This window comes from Aeromonas enteropelogenes (assembly GCF_020097295.1).
Taxonomy (GTDB): domain Bacteria; phylum Pseudomonadota; class Gammaproteobacteria; order Enterobacterales; family Aeromonadaceae; genus Aeromonas; species Aeromonas enteropelogenes.
Genome location: NZ_CP083625.1, coordinates 2,860,491 through 2,880,521 on the forward strand (window position 1 = coordinate 2,860,491; position 20,031 = coordinate 2,880,521).

A 20,031-nucleotide genomic window follows, 5' to 3' on the forward strand; every position below is an offset into this window, starting at 1 on the left:
CTGATAGCGAGGCGCCTTTAGGCGCCTCGCGCTTTTCTGTCCCGCCTTCGACTACCCGCAAATCACCCCGTCACCGAGCCAAATTTACGCTGTTGGCATCCAAATTGCAGTTATCCCCTCAGAGTCATCTGTTTGACGGAGGATCCCATGGATCACCTGCTTTACATCGCCATGTCCGGGGCCAAGGAGAACATGAACAGCCTGGCTGTTCGTGGCAACAACCTGGCCAACGCCAACACTATCGGCTTCAAGTCTGATTTTGAGCAGGCCAGAAGCATGCAGGCGTTTGGCGAGGGCTTGCCGTCACGGGTATTTGCCATGACGGAGCGGCCGGGCCAGAACCTGCAGCACGGCATGCTGATGACGACCGGACGGGATCTGGACGTGGCCGTGGATGGCCCGGGCTGGATTGCGGTACAGGATCCCAAGGGGGGAGAGGCCTTTACCCGCATGGGTAACCTCCAGGTGAGTGCCACGGGCAATCTGCAGACCTCGACCGGGCTCAACGTCGTGGATGACGGTGGCCGCCCCATCGTGCTGCCGATGCCAATGGAAAAGATCGAAATCAACCGGGATGGCACCATCAGTGGCCGTCCCGAAGGGGCCGCCGCCAACCTGCCGGAGGATTTCCAGCGGATCAAGCTGGTCAACCCGGCCGCTGATGCGGTGGAGAAAGGGCAGGATGGCCTGTTTCGCCGCAAGGATGGCCAGAACGAGGCGGCCTCCGCCAATGTCGGCTTGATTGCCGGCTCCCTCGAGGGGAGCAACGTCAATGTGGTTGACGAGATGACCAACCTGATCCGGCTGCAACGTCAGTTCGAAACCCAGGTCAAAATCATGAAGACGGCCGAGGAAAATGACGAGGCCCAAACCCAGCTGCTGCGTATCAGCTAATCAAGGAGTTTTACATGAATCCTGCACTCTGGATCAGCAAGACCGGGTTGGATGCCCAGCAGACCAACATCTCGGTCACCTCGAACAACCTGGCGAACGCCAGCACCGTCGGCTTCAAGAAGTCGCGGGCCATCTTCGAGGATCTGCTCTATCAAAACATCAACCAGCCAGGTGGCCGCTCCTCGGCGGATACCGAACTCCCCTCCGGCCTGATGCTGGGGGCCGGTGCCAAGGTGGTAGCGACCCAGAAAAACCACAGCCAGGGCAACGTCCAGACCACCGATAACTCGCTGGACCTGATGATCAGCGGCCGCGGCTATTTCGAAATCCAGCTGCCGGATGGTAGCGCCGCTTATACCCGCAATGGTCAGTTCACCCTGAACGACGAGGGGACCATAGTGACCCCGGGCAACGGTTATCCCCTGCAGCCCGAAATCCAGATCCCGCAGGATGCCCAGAGCGTCACCGTGGGGGAGGATGGCCAGGTCTCGGTCCAGCTCAAGGGCGATGGTGCTTCCCAGGTGGTGGGCCAGATCAATATCTCAGATTTCGTCAACCCCACCGGCCTGCAGCCGATGGGGGAGAACATGTTTGTCGAGACCCAGTCCAGCGGCGCGGCCATTCAGGGCACCGCCGGGGCTGACGGGATCGGGGTGATCAAACAGGGCATGCTGGAGACCTCCAACGTCAATGTGACCGAGGAGCTGGTCAATCTCATCCAGGCACAGCGTGTCTACGAGATGAACTCCAAGGTGCTCTCCGCCGTCGATTCCATGACGTCCTTCCTGATCCAGCGAACCTAATTAGGAGGTCCAGAATGAAAGCCGTATGGATGCTGGGATTACTAGTGCTGGGGGGCTGCTCGTCCACGCCCTATACACCCAGACCGGATGACCCCGAGTTTTCTCCCGTCTACGGGGAGTCGGAGCCGGTATCGGTCAAACCCACCGGAGCCATTTTTCAACCGGATCAGGTCAATGGCATCTATTCGGACATCAAGGCGCACAAGGTGGGTGACATCATCACCATCGAGCTCGCCGAATCGACCTCGGCGTCCAAGAAGGCCAACACCCAGAGTGGCAAGGACAACAAGTTCAACCTGGATACCGTCACCCTGGGTGGCGTGCCGGTGACGGCCAGCCCCTACGATCTCTCCGCCAACATCGGCCAGAACAGTGCCTTCAAGGGGCAGGCCAAGGCGGATCAGAGCAACAGCCTGCAAGGCAACATCTCGGTCAGCGTGGCCAAGGTGCTGCCCAATGGCAACCTGCTGGTACGGGGCGAGAAGTGGATCATGCTCAACAACGGCAACGAATATATCCGCATCACGGGTCTCATCCGCCCCGAAGATGTCTCCTCGGAGAACAGCGTCTCCTCCCAGAAGGTGGCGAATGCCCGCATCTATTACGGCGGCACCGGTGATCTGGCCAATAGCCAGGAGCAGGGATGGCTCACCAGCTTTTTCAATGGTCCCTGGTGGCCGCTCTAGGAGATGTTATGAAGTCACTGCGTCTTGTGGCCCTGCTCTGCTGCCTGTTGCCCCTGGGGGCGGCCCACGCCGCCCGCATCAAGGACATCAGCTCGGTGGAAGGGGTGCGTAGCAACCAGCTGATCGGCTATGGCCTGGTGGTGGGCCTGCCCGGTACCGGCGAGAAGAACAACGCCTTCACCGAGCAGACCTTCCGTACCATGCTGAACAATTTCGGCATCAAGGTACCGGACAACATCAAGCCCAAGATCAAGGACGTGGCGCCGGTGGCCATCCATGCCGATCTGCCCCCCTTCTCCAAGCCGGGGCAGACCATAGACGTGACCGTTTCCGCCATCGGCGAGGCCAAGAGCCTGCGTGGCGGTACCCTGCTGCAGAGCTTTCTCAAAGGGTTGGATGGCCGGGTTTATGCGGTCGCCCAGGGCAGCCTGGTGGTTGGCGGTCTGGGGGCCGAGGGGGCCGATGGTTCCAAGGTGGTGATCAACACCCCGACCGTGGGACGTATCGCCAATGGCGCCACCGTGGAGCGGGAAGTGCCCAACTCCTTCAGCCAGGGGGATACCATCACCTTCAACCTCAATCGCCCGGACTTCACCACCGCCCGCCGTCTGGCGGACGTGGTCAACGATTTGGTCGGCCCCAACACGGCCCAGGCCCTCGATGCGACCTCGGTGCAGGTCTATGCGCCGCGGGATCCGGGCCAGCGCGTCTCCTATCTCGCCACCATCGAGAACCTGGAGGTGGATCCGGCCAACGAGGCGGCCAAGATCATCGTCAACTCCCGCACCGGTACCATCGTCATCGGCAGCGAGGTACGCCTCAAGCCGGCCGCCGTCAGCCATGGCGGCCTGACGGTGACCATCGCGGAAAACCAGCAGGTGTCCCAGCCCAATCCGCTCTCCGGCGGCCAGACGGCGGTCACCAACAACTCCACCATCAATGTGCAGCAGGCCGAGGGACGCATGTTCAAGCTGGATACCGGCGCGACCCTGGACGATCTGGTGCGGGCAGTGAATCAGGTCGGGGTGGCCCCCGGCGATTTGATGGCGATCCTCGAGGCGCTGCAGCAGGCGGGTGCCATCGAGGGCCAACTGGTCATATTGTAACAAGCGGCAAGGGGTTGCCGTGGGCGGCAATGAGGTATGAGAAATGGCAGAATTTGACAGCAACAGCGGCATGAATCTCGGGGTCGTACAGGATATCCAGAACCTGGATCGCCTGCGCCAGATGAGCCAGAGCGAGAGCAAGGAGGGGAAAGCAGAAGCGCTGCAGGCCGCCTCCCGTCAGTTCGAGTCCATCTTTACCCAGATGCTGTTCAAGGGGATGCGCCAGGCCAACCAGGTGCTGACCCAGGACAACCCCATGAGCAGCAGCTATACCCAGTTCTATGAGGGGATGCTCGACGAACAGCGGGTCGCCGACATGTCCAGCAAGGGCGGCCTGGGGCTGGCCAACATGGTGGCCAAACAGCTTTCGCCCGAGACCTTCACCCACAACGATGGCCGCATCCTCAAGATGCCCCAGCGTACCGAGCGGGTCTACAAGCCCTATCAGCCGCCCACCGCTGCCGCCAATGATTTGATTGAAGCCTCAAAAGTTGGCAAAGATTTTGCTGAAAAGGAGATGGCGCAAGAGAAACATGACCTTGCCGCGCCGCGCCGGACTCACCGCACCGTGCCTCCGATGGGGCCCAGACACAGCGCTGGCGCGACTGCGCAGGATGGCAGCCAGGGTTTTGACACTCCGCAGGAGTTCGTCAACCGCCTGATGCCGCTGGCCAAGAAGGCGGCCGACAAGCTGGGCCTGAGCCCGGCGGTGCTGGTGGCCCAGGCCGCCCTTGAGAGTGGCTGGGGCAAGCGGGTGATCCGGGATGGCGAAGGCCAGATAACCCACAACCTGTTCGGCATCAAGGCCGATCCGCGCTGGCAGGGGCCGAAAACCGTGGTCAGCACGCTGGAGTATGAGCAGGGGGTGGCTTCTCGCCAGAAGGCGGCCTTCCGTTCTTACGAATCGTTTGAAGAAAGCTTCAACGACTACGTGGATTTCCTCACCTCGGGCACCCGCTACAAGGGGGCGCTGGCCAAGGTGGACAGTCCGGACCGCTACTTTGAAGCCTTGCAGCAGGCGGGATATGCCACGGATCCCCACTATGCCAGGAAACTGAAACAGGTATTGCGCAGCGATGCCATTGCCCAATACAACGAAAGGGAGCTGTAACGTATGGCAAGCGATCTGCTTGGAATTGGTACCTCGGGCGTGCTGGCACAGCAACGCCTGCTGCAGACCACCAGCAACAACATAGTCAACATCAACAGCCAGGGCTATGTGCGCGAGCGGACGCTGGTTTATACCAATTCCATCGGATTGGGCACGGGGGACATGGTGACTGAGCGGATCATCAACAGCTATGCCCAGGGGGAGATGCGCCGGGACACCTCAGCCTATCACGCCTCCGCTACCCGCTTTGAACAGCTCTCCACCGTTGACGGCCTGCTCGGGGATACCAGCAACAGCGTCGGCACGGCCATTACCTCCTACTTCAAAGCGTTTCACACCGCCAACGAGTCCCCTGCCGAGATTGGCGGGCGCAAGACCACCATGACTGAACTCGGCAATCTGGTGAACCGCTTCCACACCCTCTCCGGTCAGTTCGACACGCAGATGGATACCATCAACAAGCGCATCGAGGACGAGACCAAGCAGGTCAACAGCCTGCTCAACAGCATCAATGATCTCAACCAGGCCATCCTGCGCACCCAGGGCTCTCCCGAAGAGAACCTGATGCTGTTCGATCAGCGAGACGAGGCCATTCGCCAGCTTTCTGAAAAGATGGACATCCGCACCGTGCCCCAGGCCAATGGCAGCATGCTGGTCAACCTCAGCACCGGTCATTCGCTGGTGCTCGACGGCGGCGTGGCCCAGTTCCAGACGGTGGCCGGCGATCCGGACTCCCGCTCCCTGGAGCTCAAGCTGACCATGGGCAAGAATGAGGCCGATATCGACCACACCATCTTTGGCGGCGCCCTGGGCGGTCTGTTTGCCGCCCGCGACGATCTGGAGCCGACCCAGCGTGAGTTGGGCCAGTTGGCCATTGCCATGGCCGATGCCATGAACCGCCAGAACCACCTCGGCATGGATCTGGACAACGAGATCGGCGGCGACATCTTCTCCCTGCCCAGCAGCAAGGGGTTGCCCTACAGCGACAACGCCGGTACGGCGGGGGCCACGGTCAACTTCGTGCCCGGCAAGGGGGGGGAAGTGACCACCTTCGATTACGAGATCCAGTTCAGCAGCGCGACCGGATACGAGGTGTTCTCCCTGGACAAGGACGGCAACCGTACCTCCATCACCACGGGCACAACACCGCCGACGACCTTCGAGATCCCGGGCCATGGTCTTTCGGTGGATCTCACCGGGGCGCCTGCCGCCGGTGACAAGCTGCTGCTGCAACCGACCAAACATGCCGCGGCCGGGGTGGAACAACTGATCACCCGGCCCGAAGATCTGGCCCTGGCGTCGCCCCTCAAGGGGGACAAGGACAGCAACAACTTTGGCAGTGCCGAGATCAAGCTGAACGGCATTTTCAACACCGGGGCCGGTTCGAGCTTTGGCGCCAACAGCCTGGACCCGGCCGCGCCCCAGGTCATCAAGATCGACAGTGCCGGCAACTACGAAGTCTACGCAAAAGACGGTACCACTCTGATCGGGGTAGCCCCCGCCTCCAGCAAGGGGCAGAACCTGATGGGGGCCATCGTCAACCCCTTCCCGGCGGGCACGCCTGTCTACAGCGATCCCAAGCAGACGCCGGGTTATGAGTTCAGCATCACTGGAACGGTCGAGCCCAAGGATACCTTCACCATCAGCTACAACGAGGATGGCTTTGCCGACAACAGTAACGGCCTGGCGCTGGCCGAGCTGCAAAACAAGGATCTGGTGCGCAAGAGCAGCAGCGGCAATACCAGCAACGACAAGATGACTTTCAACGAAGCCTATTCCGGTCTGGTGATGGGGGTGGGGAACAACACCAGCCAGGCGCGCACCCAGCTCAAGGCCAACGAGGCCAAGCTTATCCAGAGTTCCGGCATCTACGAAAGCGTGTCAGGGGTCAACCTGGAGGAGGAGGCGGCCAACCTGATCCGCTTCCAGCAATCCTATGCCGCCTCGGCCCAGGTGGTCAGCACGGCCAAGACCATCTTCGACACCCTGCTCTCTTCCGTGAGGTAAGTTCATGCGTATCACCACCAACATGATTTACAACCGCAGCCTCAGCTCACTGAACAACGCCAACGAGCGGATCGCCAACGCCTATGAGCAGCTGCAGACCGGCAACAAGTTCAAGACGGCGGGGGAAGATCCCTCCGGCATGAGTCAGAAGATGGCCCTCACCAAGGAGATCGACCTGTTCAAGCAGTATGGCATCAACGGCAGTCTGCTGGAGAACAGTCTGGGTCACGAGGAGACGGTGCTGAGCTCCATCAACACCGCCATGATGAGCGCCCAGACCCTGATCCAGAAGGCCAACAACTCGGCGGTCAGCTTCGATGACCGCAAGGCCATTGCCAGCGAGCTGGAAGGGCTGCAACAGCAGATCTTCGACCTGATGAACAGCAAGAACTCCCAGGGGGAGTACATCTTCGGGGGCAACCAGAGCAAGAACCAGCCCTTCATCAAGGATGCGAGCGGAAACTATGTGTTTCAGGGAGACACGGGCCAGCGCAACATCCAGGTCTCGCCCACCGTCGAGATCGCGGCCAACGACTCGGGCCAGGGGCTGTTCCAGATCGTGGCCACCCGCCGGACCGCCAGCGCCACCACCGGCAACCTCAAGGTGGAGATCGCCGATCAGGGCAACTTCGACAGCTTCTACCGCAACAACTACGACTCTTCCCTGGCCAGCAACAAGTACACCATCACCACCACGGCGGGTACCCCGGATACCTACGAGATCCTGGACGCTGGAGGCAACCCGGTGCAGTCGGGGGATTATGTGGCGGGTAACAAGATCCCCTTCAACGGGATGGAGCTGACCCTGGATCTGCCGGCCGGCGGCGCCGCCCAGGAGTTGGTGCTGGGTCCGCCGCAAAACGACAATATCCTGAACGGCATGTCGAACTTCATCAACGACCTGCGCGATCCTTCCATCACCCCGGAGAACTTCCAGCTGTCGGTGGCCGATGCGAGCGTGCACATGAACAACGCCCGCTTCAACATGGATCGTGGACTGGGTGATCTCGGCAGCCGGATGAACAGCCTGGAGCAGGTGATGAACTCCAACGAGGGGCTCAGCACCCTCAATACCGAGGCGCGGGCCAAGGTGTCGGAAGCGGATCTCTACGATGTGATCTCGACCCTGGCCAAGGAGGACGCCGCCCTGAGCGCCTCCCAGCTCTCGTTCAGCAAGATAAGCCGCTTGACCCTGTTCGACTACATCCGCTGATGCATTCGATGATAAAAGGCCCTTCGGGGCCTTTTGTTATCCCGCCTCACACCCAATCCGCCGGCAATTGTAACAAGCTGTTGCGTATGGCTATTTTTGCCGCGCCCTGGGTTGACCACTCTGGCCGATTGGCTGATCATGCCGCCCGCACAACAGGGGTTGTGCGTCTTATTTGCAGCATCTCGTTAGGCGAGGCTCCTGTATAAACACAGGCCACTGATCTCACGACGTCCAGAGACGCCCAAGATCAGGACAGTTTTCATCGGATTAAGGTGTCAACCCAAGTGGCTTCCGGCATGCCGGATACGTTATGCAGTGCTAAAGCTGGTACGTGGGGATGATGACACGCCGAACGGCGTCATTTCCTGCCTATTACTCGTCAATCAAATTGCTGTTTTCTTGTCGTCGCATCCGGCGCCCTGCCGGATGTGTTCAGGCTTGCCTGAAATCACATGAGGATATCTGTGATGAAGAAAACACACACCCTTCTCAATCGTCATCAACTGCTCGATCTGGCGGCCCTGCAGGGTTGGCTGGCGCACAATCTGGATCCGGTCCAGCGCGCCGATCAACTGCTGACCCTGAAGGCCGAAGAGCTCAACTGTGTCTTTGACACCCTGCCGGTCACGCAAGGGGGCGCCCTGCTGGGGTCGCTGCCGGCGGAGAATGCCGGCAACCTGCTGCTGAGGTTGCATGGCAGCATCGTCAGCGTGCTGCAGGAGGCTATTCCCCGCCGGGAGATGGTGACCATATTGCGCAAACTGGGTCGCAAGGATCGCCCCCGCCTGCTCGAGCGTTTTCCGGCGCAGGCCAGGGAGATGTACGAGGCCCTGCTGGATTGGCCCACCGAATCGGTAGGGGCCAACATGCGCCAGGAGTATCTGGCGGTGCGGGAAGCCGACTCTGCAGGCCGGGCCCGGCAACTGCTCCACGATGCCTGGGACAACGCCAGGCTGTTTCGCCAAATCTACGTCGTCAACGGGGAGGGCAAACTCCTGGGGAGCATCTCCCTCAAGGCGCTGTTGATCGCCGACCCGCAGGCGAGCGTAGCGACCCTGATGGACAGGGAAGCTGTGCGGATCAATGCACGGGCGGATCAGGAGCTGGCGGCGCGCCTGCTGATCGACCGTGACCTCCAGGTATTGCCGGTGGAGGATAGAGGGCGCCTGGTGGGGATCTTTCACCTCGACGATGCCGCCGACATTCTGGAGCGCGAATCCACCGAGGATGCCGAGATGCAGGGGGGCTCATCGCCCCTCGATACCTCCTATCTGCAGGCGACCCCCTGGCAGCTGTGGCGCAAGCGGGTAGGTTGGCTGCTGGTCCTGTTCGTGGCTGAAGCTTACACCGGCACGGTGCTGCGGGCGTTTGAAGAGCAGTTGGAGGCGGTCATCGCCCTGGCCTTCTTCATTCCGCTGCTCATCGGCACCGGCGGTAACAGTGGCACCCAGATCACCACCACGATCGTGCGTGCCATGGCAGTGGGGGAGGTGAGCCTGCGCAATCTGGGCTCGGTACTGAGAAAGGAGCTCTCCACCGGTGTGCTGATTTCCCTGGCCATCGCGCTGGCCGCCTGGGTGCGGGCCTGGAGCCTGGGGGTTGGGCCCGAGATTGGACTGGTGGTGACCCTGACCATCATCGCCATCGTGCTGTGGAGCGCCACCGTCGCCTCGGTGATCCCCATGGTGCTGCGTCGCTTTAGGATCGATCCGGCCGTGGTGTCGGCGCCCTTCATCGCCACCCTGGTCGATGGCACCGGTCTCATCATCTACTTCGAAATTGCCAAGCTGTTGTTGCCGCAACTGCAGGTGGCGTAAGCAAGAAGCCCGTCAACAATAAGGCAGCCAGTGGCTGCCTTATTGCTTTGCTGTGAGCGGTCGGTTTGTCAAGTGAGGTGAAACAGCAGGGGCCAGTCCTGTTCATTGCAGTAGCGCTGCTCTTTTTCCAAGTTTTGCATCAAGAGCCGGTTCTCCTCGCACCAGCTGGCGGGCAGGTTGACCACCAGTTGATCGCCGGCTGCCTGCACGTGCAGCTCGGGCAGCAGGTCATCCTGGCGCTTGTGATGGGCCGCCACGGCGAGGCGCAGGATGCGGATGCAGCGCAGCACCGTCTGCTCGTCGTGGTTGGGCAGGGCGGGCAGCTCGGCGAGTTTGAGCCCTTTGCGCTGGAAGCGCACCAGGGCCGCCAGCAGGGCCTGATCGTCCTGGTTGAAGCCGGGCAAGTCGGTGTGCTGCAGGATATAGGCGGAGTGGCGATGGATGCCGCTGTAGTTGATGGCAAGGCCAATCTCGTGCAGCCGCGCCGCCCAGCCGAGGATGGCGCGATAGGGCTCGGTCGGCATCTGCCAGGGCGCTTGCAAGGCATCGAACAGGGCCAAGACACTCTGCTCGACCCGGGCAGCCTGCCTCTTGTCCATCTTGTAATGCAGCCCGAGAGCTTGGGCGGTGCGCTCGCGAATGTCGTGGTGCTGCAGCCGCTCCTCGAATTCATAGAGCAAGCCTTCGCGCAGGGCGCCGTCGGAGTACTCCATCCACTCGATGGGCAGAGAGGTAAAGAGCCCGAGCAGAATGGCCACCGCGGCGGCGAACACCTCCTGCCGCTCCTCTGACAGACCGGTCAGTTTGAGATTGTCCACCCGCTTGCGTTCAATCATCTCGGCCTTGAGTCGCTCCAGACCCGCCAGGGTGATACCGCCGTCGGTCCAGCCTTCCCCCTGCAGTACGTCCCGCACGGTGCGGATCGACCCCGAGCTGCCAAGGCAGCTCTGCCAGCCGAGCTTGCGGTACTGGTTGATGATGGGGGCGAGCTGGTGCTGGGCCTCCAGCACGGCGCTGGTGAAGGCCTTCTCGGTGAGCTTGCCGCCGGCAAAGAAGCTCTGGGTAAAGCTGACGCAACCCATTTTGCGGCTGGTGAGCGCCTTGTGTTCGAACCCCTCGCCAACGATGAGCTCGGTGCTGCCGCCGCCGATGTCCACCACCAGCACCTGACCCTCGATGTGCTGGGTATGGGCGACCCCCTGATAGATGAGGCGCGCCTCTTCCTGACCGCTGATGATCTCGATGGGGTGGTTCAGCACCTTGGCCGCCTCGCTCACGAACTCGCGGGCGTTGCTGGCGCGGCGCAGGGTATAGGTGCCGGCGATGCGGATATGTTCCGGCCTGATGTTGGTGAGCCGCTCGGCAAACAGCGCCAGGCAGGCGAGGCCGCGGGCCATCGCCTCCGGGCTCATTCGCTTCTGTTCATCCATCCCTTCCGCCAGCCTCACCCGCTCCTTGATGCGATCGACGATGCGAAAGCGCCCCTCCGAGAGGTGGGCGATCACCATGTGAAAACTGTTGGAGCCGAGATCCACGGCGGCATACAGACTATTGTCCATTGTTGGCCTCGATACGTTTGAGGTAATCGTAAATCGCGACCTGGGAGCGGATCTTGCGGCGGTTGCCCCGCTTCACGTATTCGTTCTTCTGGTCGGCATCGATGACCCGTGCCTTGCAGGTGTCGCTCAGTTGCAGCTCGAGAATGTCGAGGATGCGCTGTTTGAGCCGCTCGTCATAGATGGGGGTGCCCACCTCGATCCGCCCGTCGATGTTGCGGCTCATCCAGTCGGCGCTGGAGATATAGAGCTGGGGATTGCCCTTGTTGTGAAACACCATCACTCTCGGGTGCTCGAGGAAGCGGTCGATGATGCTGATGACCCGGATGTTGTCGCTCAGACCCGGGACGCCTGGGCGCAGGGCGCACATGCCGCGGATGATCATCTGGATGGGCACCCCGGCCTGGCTCGCGGCATAGAGCCGGTTGATGAGGTCTCTGTCCACCAGGTTGTTGATCTTGAGGGTGATGCCGCTGGGCTGGCCCGCCTTGGCGTTGGCCAGCTCGTTGTCGATCATCCGGTAGAGCTGACGGCGGCTGTTGATGGGGGAGACCAGCAGGTGGTTGAACTTGTAGCGCCGGTAGGGGTATTCGATGTACTCGAACACGCTCTCCACCTCGGCGGTGATGTCCGGGTGGCGGGTCAGCAGGGAGAAGTCGGTGTAGATCTTGGCGGTCTTCTCGTTGAAGTTGCCGGTGCCGATGTGGGCATAGCGCACCGCTTCGCCATTTTCGTGGCGGGTGATGAGGCAGAGCTTGGAGTGGATCTTGAGGCTCGGCACCCCGAACACCACCTTGACCCCTGCATTGGTCAGGATATTGGCCCAGTCGATGTTGGCCGCCTCGTCGAAACGGGCGCGCAGCTCCACCACCACGGTCACCTTCTTGCCGTTGTTGGCGGCATCGATCAGGGAGTGGATGATGCGCGACTTCTTGGCCACCCGGTAGATGTTGATGCGAATGGCGCTGACCGCCGGATCGAACGCCGCCTGGCGCACCAGCTCGGTGAAGTGGTGGAACTTGTGGTACGGGTAGTAGAGCAGTATGTCTTGCCTGGTGATGGCGTCGAAGGCGTTGACGAAACCGTCGAAGTCGCGGCACTCCAGGGCCGGCAGCTTGGGGTTTTCCAGATAGTCCCTCCCCACGTTGGGGAAGCCGATAAAATCCTTGAAGTTGTGATAGCGCCCGCCCGGCATGATGGCGTCGTAGGAGCTGATCTGCAGTTTGAGCTTGAGAAAACTTATCATGGCGGCCGGCATCTCCCGCTCGTAGACGAAGCGTACCGGCATGGCGGTGAGGCGCTGCTTCAGGCCATCACTCATCTTGTCCACCAGGCTGAGGTCCAGCTGATCCGAGAGGTCATACTCGGCGTCGCGAGTCAGCTTGACCGCATAGGCCGCTATCTCGTCGTAGTCGAAGAAGCCCTTGAATATCTCGTCGAGACAGAAGCGGATGACGTTGTCCAGGATGATGATCTGCTTCTTGCGCCGGGTGCCCTCCGGCGGCAGCTGGAAGAAGCGGGGCAGATCGTCGGTGGGTACCTCCACCAGGGCGTACTGGATCACCTGGCCGTTCTTCTTCATCTCGATGGCCAGATAGGTGTACTCGTCTTTCAGGAACTTGACCGGGTTGACCTCCTTGTTGAGCAGGATCGGGATGATGTGGCGCAACACCTTCTCCCGGAAAAAGACCCGCAGCCATTTCTGGATGTTCTCGGAGAGCTGGTTCTCGTTGACCAGGAAGATGTTGTGGCGGGCCAGGGCGATCAGCAGCTCCTTGTAGGTGTTGTCGAACGCCTCGCCAAGGGCCATCACCTTCTGCTGGATGGCCCGCAGCAACACCTTGGCTTCGTCATCGCCGCCGTGTACCTCGTTGATCAGGATGCGGCGCTTGACGTCAGATACCCGCACCTTGAAGAACTCGTCCTGGTTGGACGAGAAGATCCCGAGGAAGCGGACCCGCTCGATGAGGGGCACCGTCTTGTCCATCGCCTCTTGCAACACCCGTTCATTGAATGAGAGCCAGCTCAGCTCTTTCTCTTCATACAGCTTGTCGGTGCTCATCTTGTGCCTCTGTGTCGATCCGTTTTAGGGGCTGGTATGGCGTGAATATATGACAGTTCAATGACAAAAATATTACTCGCCAAACCCCTCGTCGATATCGACCACCAGATCGTCGGAGAGGGACTCCAGTGCGCCGATCAGGGTCTCCATTTCGAGCTCGTCTGGCAGGGCGACCAGCGCGTGGGCATAGAAGAGCGGGGCGCCGGAATGGGGGGCCGGTTCACAGCCAGTGGTGAGATCGGCCACGTTGATGTTGAGCTGGCGCAAGATGCTGGCCACCTCGTGGACAATACCGGGGCGATCGTTGCCGGTGACCGTCATCATCATCTGGTTGACTGGCTCTGCCGAGGGGGTCCCTTCGGCGAAGCTGATGGTGAGACCTGGCAGCATGGCCAGCGCCTCGCACAGGCTGCGATAGTGCTCTTCGGGAACCGATACATGGAGGATGCCGGCAAACTGGCCTGCTAATTCACTCATGGCACTGCCCAGCCAGTTGCCCTGCTCGCGGCTGATGACGGCCGCCAGGCTTTCGACGATCCCGGGTTTGTCTGCACCGATCACGGTGACCACCAATTGCTTTTGCATCCTGCTCTCCTTGGAATGGTTTTTAGTCCGGCCGGGATGTCGTCGCGAGTGCAACGCCATCTCAACCGACCCTAGCATTGTGCCTGCTGTGGCAGGCCATATGAAGCCCCGTTCGCAGGCAAATGGACAAAAAGCGGGGCGTTTTGCTTATCCACCTCAATTGCCGGCTGCCTTGTGCCACGACGGCTGTGGTAGAGTGAGCGCCCTGTCGTGAACTGGATCGCGTTTTCATGAATATCCTCATCCTTTCGGGTTTGCTGTTGCTGACGTTGCTTGTGCTGGTGATCGTCTGGCGTCGGGGCCGGCGCCCGCAGCGTCTGCCCTATGAGCTGCAGGAGACCCTGCTAAACCCCGCCGAACGGGCCTTTCTCACCGTGTTGGAACAGGCGGCAGGGGAACAGGCCAGGGTCTTTGCCAAGGTGCCGGTGGTGGACGTGCTGGTGCCGCAGGCCGCCCTTGGCAAGAACAAATGGCAGCAGTATGCAGGCAAGATAGGGGGTAAGCATTTTGATTACCTGCTATGCCATCCCGCCGATCTCTCTTTTGTCTGCGCCATCGAGCTCGATGACAGCGGCCCCCGTCACCAGAAGCGCAAGGTGCGTGACAGCTTCCTGAAGGCGGCCTGTGATGGCGCCGGTTTTCCCCTGCTGCAGATCCCTGCAGGCAGCCACTATCTGGTGGAAGATCTGCGCGAGCAGCTTCAGCCGCTGTTGACCAAGAGGCGTGAACCGCAGGCCGATGAGCTGCTGCCCGGGGAGCGGCGAGAACCTACCTTCAACCCGTTGTTGCTCGATGGGGTCGATGTGGAAGGCAAAGAGCACAAGCGGGCTGCTCCCCTGGCCGGGCTGTCGTCAACCGAACCCGAGTTGGCTGTCACCAGGACAACCGTCGTGTCCGGGCCAGCAGAAGAGGAGCTGGCCGCTCTGCTGTTCGACGATCCGGAGGATGATGAGGAGCAAGACGCCCCCCACTGTCCTCGCTGCGATGCCCCGCTGGTGGAGCGGGAAGCCAAAAAAGGCCCTCATGCCGGCCGTCTATTTCTCGCCTGCAGTCGTTTTCCCGAGTGCCGTTACGCGGCGCCTCATCATTCCCGTCACTGAGCTTGTCGGGAGTGCCGACACGGCCCGCCTGGCGGGCCGTTTTCCCCGTTTCTGCTTGCGCAAAAAAATCGTTGGCAAAATTTATCTTCTCCCCTCTTTGTGTCGATACACTTACCCTGACTACGACAATTTTTGACAATGTGTCGGATTTTTGGCACTTTGTGTGCCGCAAAGGAACCGTCAACGAGCGTTTTATAATCAAATAAAACAATAAGTTAGCTATGTAATCGCGAGAGGTGGATATGGTGGAGATGGGCGTGTTGATTGTTGATGCCGATGAAGCACGGCGTCAGCAATTGGAAACAGTGCTCTCGTTCATGGGGATCCCGTGGCAGGATGTGGCCGAAGGGGACCTCGACGTTGCCATCGAATCCGCCGGCCCGCTGCAGGGGGTATTGGTGGGTGAGCTGACGGAGCGCCCCTTGCCCGAGCTGCTGGCGGCCTTTCCCCGCACACCGTTTCTCTCCCTGATCGATGCCGATCTCGACAACAGCAATTTCATCGGTGTGGCGCAGGCCCCCATCACTTACGAATCCCTCACTCGCCATCTGCATTTCTGTCAGGCGTTTGTCTCCCTGCATCCTCGCCAGCAGACCCACGACAAGGGTCAGGCTTTGCTGCGCCTGCTGGTGGGCAAGGGCAAGGGGATCCAGGAGGTGCGCCGCCTCATCGGCCAGGTGGCCGAAACCGATGCCAACGTGCTGATCCTGGGGGAATCCGGGACCGGTAAAGAGGTGGTGGCACGGGCTATCCACGAACTATCAACCCGCAGTGCCGGTCCCTTCGTGCCCATCAACTGTGGTGCCATTCCCGCCGAACTGCTCGAGAGCGAGCTGTTTGGCCACGAGAAGGGGGCCTTCACCGGTGCCATCGCCGCTCGCCGTGGTCGCTTCGAGCTGGCCCAGGGGGGCACCCTGTTTCTCGACGAGATCGGCGACATGCCGATGCCGATGCAGGTCAAGCTGCTGCGGGTATTGCAGGAGCGGATGTTCGACAGGGTCGGCGGCGGCAAGCCCATTCAGGCCGATGTGCGTGTCATCGCCGCGACTCACCGGGATCTGGAGGCGATGATCCGCACCCAGGATTTTCGCGAGGATCTCTATTACCGCCTCAACGTCTTCCCCATCGAGACGCCGCCGCTGCGGGATCGCTGTGATGACATTCCCCTGCTGCTGCAGGAGCTGCTCAACCGCCATGCGGAGCAGCACCAGGGCGTCATTCGCCTGACCCAGCGCGCCATGGAGTCCCTGATGCAGTACCCCTGGCCCGGCAATGTACGCGAGCTCTCCAACCTGCTGGAGCGGCTGCTCATCCTCTATCCGCACCAGATCGTCGATGTAGCGGATTTGCCGAGCCGTTACCGCCTGCTGCCCTGCGAGCCACGGGATGAGCGACTGACCGAGATGGACGAGCGCGATGCGCTGGCCGCCGTATTCCAGGATCCGCCGGAGCTGGACCTCGCCTTCAGCTCGGCCCGCTCCATGCAGTTGCCGGAGGAGGGGGTCAATCTCAAGGAGATGCTGGCCGACCTCGAGGTGGAGCTGATCCGCCAGGCGCTGGAGTCCCAGGAGGGGGTGGTGGCTCGCGCCGCCGACCTGCTCGGCATGCGTCGCACCACACTGGTCGAGAAGATGAAAAAGTACGGGATGAGCAAGGAGGGCTGAGGGTCAATGCCTTGACGCCTGTCTTTAATTCTTTGTTTTAATTAATTTAATTTAGTGGCATGAAAATTGAATGAGCTGACCAAATTGCCAGTTTGAGGTCAGCTTTATGACAATCTTGCAGCAGGACATGCCACTCCAGTCCCACGAAGTGAGCCAGCTCTACGCCATCTTCACGGCACTCCCCACCGGGGTGTTGCTGCTCGATGGCGCCGGGGTGATCACCCGGGCCAATCCGGCCGCGCTCTCCCTGCTGGGGGAGCCACTGGAAGGGGAACTCTGGCGTCAGGTCATCGCCCGCTGCTTCGAGCCCCGGGAAGATGACGGCCACGAGATCTCCCTGCGTGATGGTCGCCGGGTCCAGCTCTCGACCCAGCCCCTGCCGGATCAGCCCGGCCAGCTGGTGTTCATCAATGATCTCACCGAGACCCGCAAACTGCAGGATCGCGTCAACCACATGAAGCGGTTGTCGGCCCTTGGCAACATGGCGGCCTCACTGGCCCACCAGATCCGTACGCCACTCTCTGCCGCCATGCTCTATGGCGCCAACCTGGCCAACCGTACCCTCAAGCCCGAATCCCGCAGCCAGTTTCAGCAAAAGCTGATGGACAGGCTCAAGGATCTGGAAAAGCAGATCAACGACATCCTGCTGTTTGCCCGCAACGGCGACAATCAGGTGGTCACCCCCATCTCGGTGCAGGGGTTGATGGCCGAGGTGCAGGCGGGGGCCGAGGCCTTCTGCCTGCAGCAAGGATGCGAGCTGCACATACAGGCACCGGAGCCCGATCTCTGCCTGCTGGCCAACAGCAACGCGCTGTCGGGAGCCATCAACAACCTGATCGCCAACGCCCAGCAGGCGGGTGCCGATTCGCTCCTGGTGAGCGCGGTGCGCAGTGGCACCCGGGTGGAGATGCGCGTCATCGACAATGGCAAGGGGATCCCGAGCCATCAGCTCGGCCAGGTGTTCGAACCTTTCTTTACCACCCGCTCCCAGGGCACAGGCCTTGGGCTGGCGGTGGTGCAATCCGTCGTACGTGCCCACCAGGGGGAGGTCAGCGTGGCCTCCGTGCCTGGTGAAGGCACCTGTTTTACTCTGTCGTTCCCCCTGCATCAGCAGTCGGTGCCGCTTGGAGGTGTAGCATGACACAGGCCAGGATCCTGGTAGTTGAAGATGACAATGGCCTGCGCGAGGCGTTGGTGGATACCCTGCTGCTCGGCGGCTACGAGTGCCGCGAGGTGGACAGCGGTGAGCGGGCCCTGCTTGCCCTCTCGCGCCAGAACTTTGACATGGTGATCTCCGATATCCAGATGGGGGGCATGGATGGCCTGACCCTGCTGGCCACCATTCGCCAGCAATATCCCCAGTTGCCGGTCCTCCTGATGACCGCCTACGCCAACATCGACGGCGCGGTGCGCGCCATGCGCGAGGGGGCCATCGACTATCTGGCCAAGCCCTTCTCCCCCGAGGTGCTGCTCAATCAGGTCAGCCGTTACGTGCCGGCCCAGAAGGTGGAAAAACGCGCCGTGGTCTACGGGGATCCCAAGACCGCCGAGTTATTCCAGCTGGCGACCCGGGTTGCCAGAAGCGAGGCGACCGTGATGGTGACCGGTCCGAGCGGCACCGGCAAGGAGGTGCTGGCCCGCTACATTCACGACAACTCCAGCCGTGTCGAGCAGCCTTTCATCGCCATCAACTGCGCCGCCATTCCGGAAAACATGCTGGAGGCGACCCTGTTCGGTTACGAGAAGGGGGCCTTCACTGGCGCGGTGCAGGGGTGCCCGGGCAAGTTCGAGCAGGCCCAGGGAGGGACTCTGCTCCTTGACGAGATCACCGAGATGGATCTCGGGCTGCAGGCCAAACTGCTGCGGGTGCTGCAGGAGAAAGAGGTGGAGCGGCTCGGCAGTCGCAAGATGATCCCCCTCGATGTGCGGGTCATCGCCACCAGCAACCGGGATCTGAAAAAAGCGGTGCAGGATGGTCTGTTCCGTGAAGACCTTTACTACCGGCTCAACGTCTTTCCGCTGCGCTGGACGGCGCTGTGGGAGCGTCCCGGCGACATACTGCCGCTGGCGGAACACCTGCTGGCGCTGCATGCCAGCCAGCAGGGCTTGCCAACGCCACAGCTGGAGGCCGACGCACGCGAATGTCTGCTGGCTCACCCCTGGCCCGGCAATGTGCGCGAGCTCGACAACGTGGTGCAGCGTGCCCTCATCCTGAGTCCGGACGGCGTCATCGGTGAAGCGCATCTCATCCTGGAAGAGGTGGACGAGCAGGAGATGGGCGTCATGCCCGATCGCAGTTATGGCGGGGATCGCCTCGGCAGCGAGCTCAAACAGCAGGAGCACCAGATCATTCTCGACACCCTGCAGGACTGCAATGGCAGTCGCAAGGAGGTGGCCGATCGGCTCGGCATCAGCCCGCGTACCCTGCGCTACAAGCTGGCGCAGATGCGGGAGGCGGGGATCGACCTGCCTGCCTGAATGTAGGGGCTGTCATGGTCTTGCCGGCCCGGCTCGATTATCATGGGGCCCTTGGCGCTTTGAGCCTGGGCCCTGTTTTTATTGGTAAAACAGGGGCTCGAGCCTTAATAAGGGACCCTTATGATCTCTCATCGAAAACTCGAAACCGTACTCAATCATCTGCTCGAACCGCACGCCATCAAGGATTACTGTCCCAATGGCCTGCAGGTGGAGGGGCGTGAGCGCATTCGCAAGGTGGTAACCGGCGTCACCGCCAGCCAGGCCCTGATCGATGCGGCGGTGGCCGCCAACGCCGATGCCATCCTGGTCCATCACGGCTACTTCTGGAGCGGCGAGCCGGCCCAGATCACCGGCATGAAGCAGCGCCGCATCAAGACCCTGCTGACCCACGACATCAACCTGTTCGCCTATCACCTGCCGCTGGACGTGCATCCCGAGGTGGGCAACAACGCCCAGTTGGCCCAGTTGCTGGGCATCAAGGTGCGCCGTGGCCTCGAGCCCTGGAACAGCAAGAGCGTCGCCATGGTGGGCAAGCTGGAAGAGCCCATGAGCGGAGCCGATTTTGCCAGGCTTATCGCCGAGCGCCTTGGCCGCGAGCCACTCCATTGCGGTGACAGCGGCCCCGAGCTTATTCGCTCCGTGGCCTGGTGCACCGGCGGCGGCCAGAGCTACATCAATCTGGCGGCGGAGCAGGGCATTGATGCCTTCATCTCCGGCGAGGCGTCCGAGCAGACCATCCATACCGCCCGCGAGATGGGGATGCACTTCTACGCCGCCGGTCATCACGCCACCGAGCGTTACGGCGTCAAGGCGCTGGGGGAGTGGCTGGCCACCGTGCACGGGCTGGATGTCACCTTTATCGATATTGACAATCCGGTCTAGGTTCGATTAGCCGCGTCGCGGCGTAATCGGACCTGACAGCAGCAATTGTGGTGGTCGATAGAAATGA

At 61.3% G+C, this 20,031-nt stretch carries 16 protein-coding genes and 1 riboswitch; of the genes, 13 read left to right on the forward strand and 3 right to left on the reverse strand.

The genetic code is table 11. The features are described 5' to 3' along the window. Positions 1-147 precede the first annotated feature (147 nt). The 8 genes from flgF (at position 148) to mgtE (ending at position 9,637) form a co-directional block, all read left to right on the forward strand. Complete coding sequence (gene flgF, locus LA321_RS13500) at positions 148-894, forward strand: flagellar basal-body rod protein FlgF (RefSeq protein ID WP_026456462.1); 747 nt, start codon at positions 148-150, stop codon at positions 892-894. Positions 895-908: 14 nt separating this feature from the next. Further along, complete coding sequence (flgG, locus tag LA321_RS13505) at positions 909-1,697, forward strand: flagellar basal-body rod protein FlgG (RefSeq protein ID WP_026456463.1); 789 nt, start codon at positions 909-911, stop codon at positions 1,695-1,697. 14 nt (positions 1,698-1,711) lie between these two features. Next, complete coding sequence (gene flgH, locus LA321_RS13510) at positions 1,712-2,383, forward strand: flagellar basal body L-ring protein FlgH (protein ID WP_026456464.1); 672 nt, start codon at positions 1,712-1,714, stop codon at positions 2,381-2,383. A gap of 8 nt (positions 2,384-2,391) precedes the next feature. Continuing rightward, positions 2,392-3,489 carry a flagellar basal body P-ring protein FlgI gene (locus tag LA321_RS13515; protein WP_042025443.1) on the forward strand — a complete coding sequence of 366 codons (1,098 nt, stop codon included), beginning with the start codon at positions 2,392-2,394 and terminating at the stop codon, positions 3,487-3,489. Between the two features lie 43 nt (positions 3,490-3,532). Continuing rightward, the gene (gene flgJ, locus LA321_RS13520; protein WP_042071977.1) at positions 3,533-4,600 is read left to right on the forward strand and encodes a flagellar assembly peptidoglycan hydrolase FlgJ; all 1,068 of its coding nucleotides are present in this window, start codon (positions 3,533-3,535) and stop codon (positions 4,598-4,600) included. A 3-nt stretch (positions 4,601-4,603) separates the two neighbouring features. Further along, the gene (locus tag LA321_RS13525; RefSeq protein WP_042071976.1) at positions 4,604-6,607 is read left to right on the forward strand and encodes a FlgK family flagellar hook-associated protein; all 2,004 of its coding nucleotides are present in this window, start codon (positions 4,604-4,606) and stop codon (positions 6,605-6,607) included. A 4-nt stretch (positions 6,608-6,611) separates the two neighbouring features. Beyond that, positions 6,612-7,820, forward strand: a complete 1,209-nt coding sequence (gene flgL, locus LA321_RS13530) for a flagellar hook-associated protein FlgL (protein ID WP_042071974.1) — start codon at positions 6,612-6,614, stop codon at positions 7,818-7,820. Positions 7,821-7,994: 174 nt separating this feature from the next. Next, positions 7,995-8,164: riboswitch (M-box (ykoK) riboswitch) on the forward strand. A gap of 123 nt (positions 8,165-8,287) precedes the next feature. Then, the gene (gene mgtE / locus LA321_RS13535; RefSeq protein WP_042071973.1) at positions 8,288-9,637 is read left to right on the forward strand and encodes a magnesium transporter; all 1,350 of its coding nucleotides are present in this window, start codon (positions 8,288-8,290) and stop codon (positions 9,635-9,637) included. A 68-nt stretch (positions 9,638-9,705) separates the two neighbouring features. Here the strand turns inward: mgtE and ppx are convergent, their stop codons facing one another. The 3 genes from ppx to LA321_RS13550 form a co-directional block, all read right to left on the reverse strand. Continuing rightward, positions 9,706-11,196 carry an exopolyphosphatase gene (gene ppx / locus LA321_RS13540; protein WP_042071972.1) on the reverse strand — a complete coding sequence of 497 codons (1,491 nt, stop codon included), beginning with the start codon at positions 11,194-11,196 and terminating at the stop codon, positions 9,706-9,708. Next, complete coding sequence (ppk1, locus tag LA321_RS13545; protein WP_026456854.1) at positions 11,186-13,255, reverse strand: polyphosphate kinase 1; 2,070 nt, start codon at positions 13,253-13,255, stop codon at positions 11,186-11,188. Before ppk1 ends, ppx begins: the two co-directional genes overlap by 11 nt. Before the next feature lie 72 nt (positions 13,256-13,327). Continuing rightward, the gene (locus LA321_RS13550; RefSeq protein WP_042025450.1) at positions 13,328-13,840 is read right to left on the reverse strand and encodes a glycine cleavage system protein R; all 513 of its coding nucleotides are present in this window, start codon (positions 13,838-13,840) and stop codon (positions 13,328-13,330) included. Between the two features lie 230 nt (positions 13,841-14,070). Between LA321_RS13550 and LA321_RS13555 the strand changes: the two genes are divergently transcribed. The 5 genes from LA321_RS13555 (at position 14,071) to LA321_RS13575 (ending at position 19,964) form a co-directional block, all read left to right on the forward strand. Then, positions 14,071-14,940: a DUF2726 domain-containing protein gene (locus tag LA321_RS13555; RefSeq protein ID WP_042071970.1), complete on the forward strand. Its 870-nt coding sequence runs from the start codon at positions 14,071-14,073 to the stop codon at positions 14,938-14,940. 242 nt (positions 14,941-15,182) lie between these two features. Beyond that, a complete protein-coding gene (locus LA321_RS13560; protein WP_042071969.1) occupies positions 15,183-16,604 on the forward strand; it encodes a sigma-54 dependent transcriptional regulator in 1,422 nt (473 codons plus the stop codon). Positions 16,605-16,710: 106 nt separating this feature from the next. Beyond that, positions 16,711-17,745: a sensor histidine kinase gene (locus tag LA321_RS13565; RefSeq protein WP_026458407.1), complete on the forward strand. Its 1,035-nt coding sequence runs from the start codon at positions 16,711-16,713 to the stop codon at positions 17,743-17,745. Beyond that, positions 17,742-19,082, forward strand: coding sequence for a sigma-54-dependent transcriptional regulator (locus tag LA321_RS13570; protein ID WP_042071967.1), 1,341 nt, complete (start codon positions 17,742-17,744; stop codon positions 19,080-19,082). Before LA321_RS13565 ends, LA321_RS13570 begins: the two co-directional genes overlap by 4 nt. 120 nt (positions 19,083-19,202) lie before the next feature. After that, a complete protein-coding gene (locus LA321_RS13575; protein ID WP_026457901.1) occupies positions 19,203-19,964 on the forward strand; it encodes a Nif3-like dinuclear metal center hexameric protein in 762 nt (253 codons plus the stop codon). Positions 19,965-20,031 lie beyond the last annotated feature (67 nt).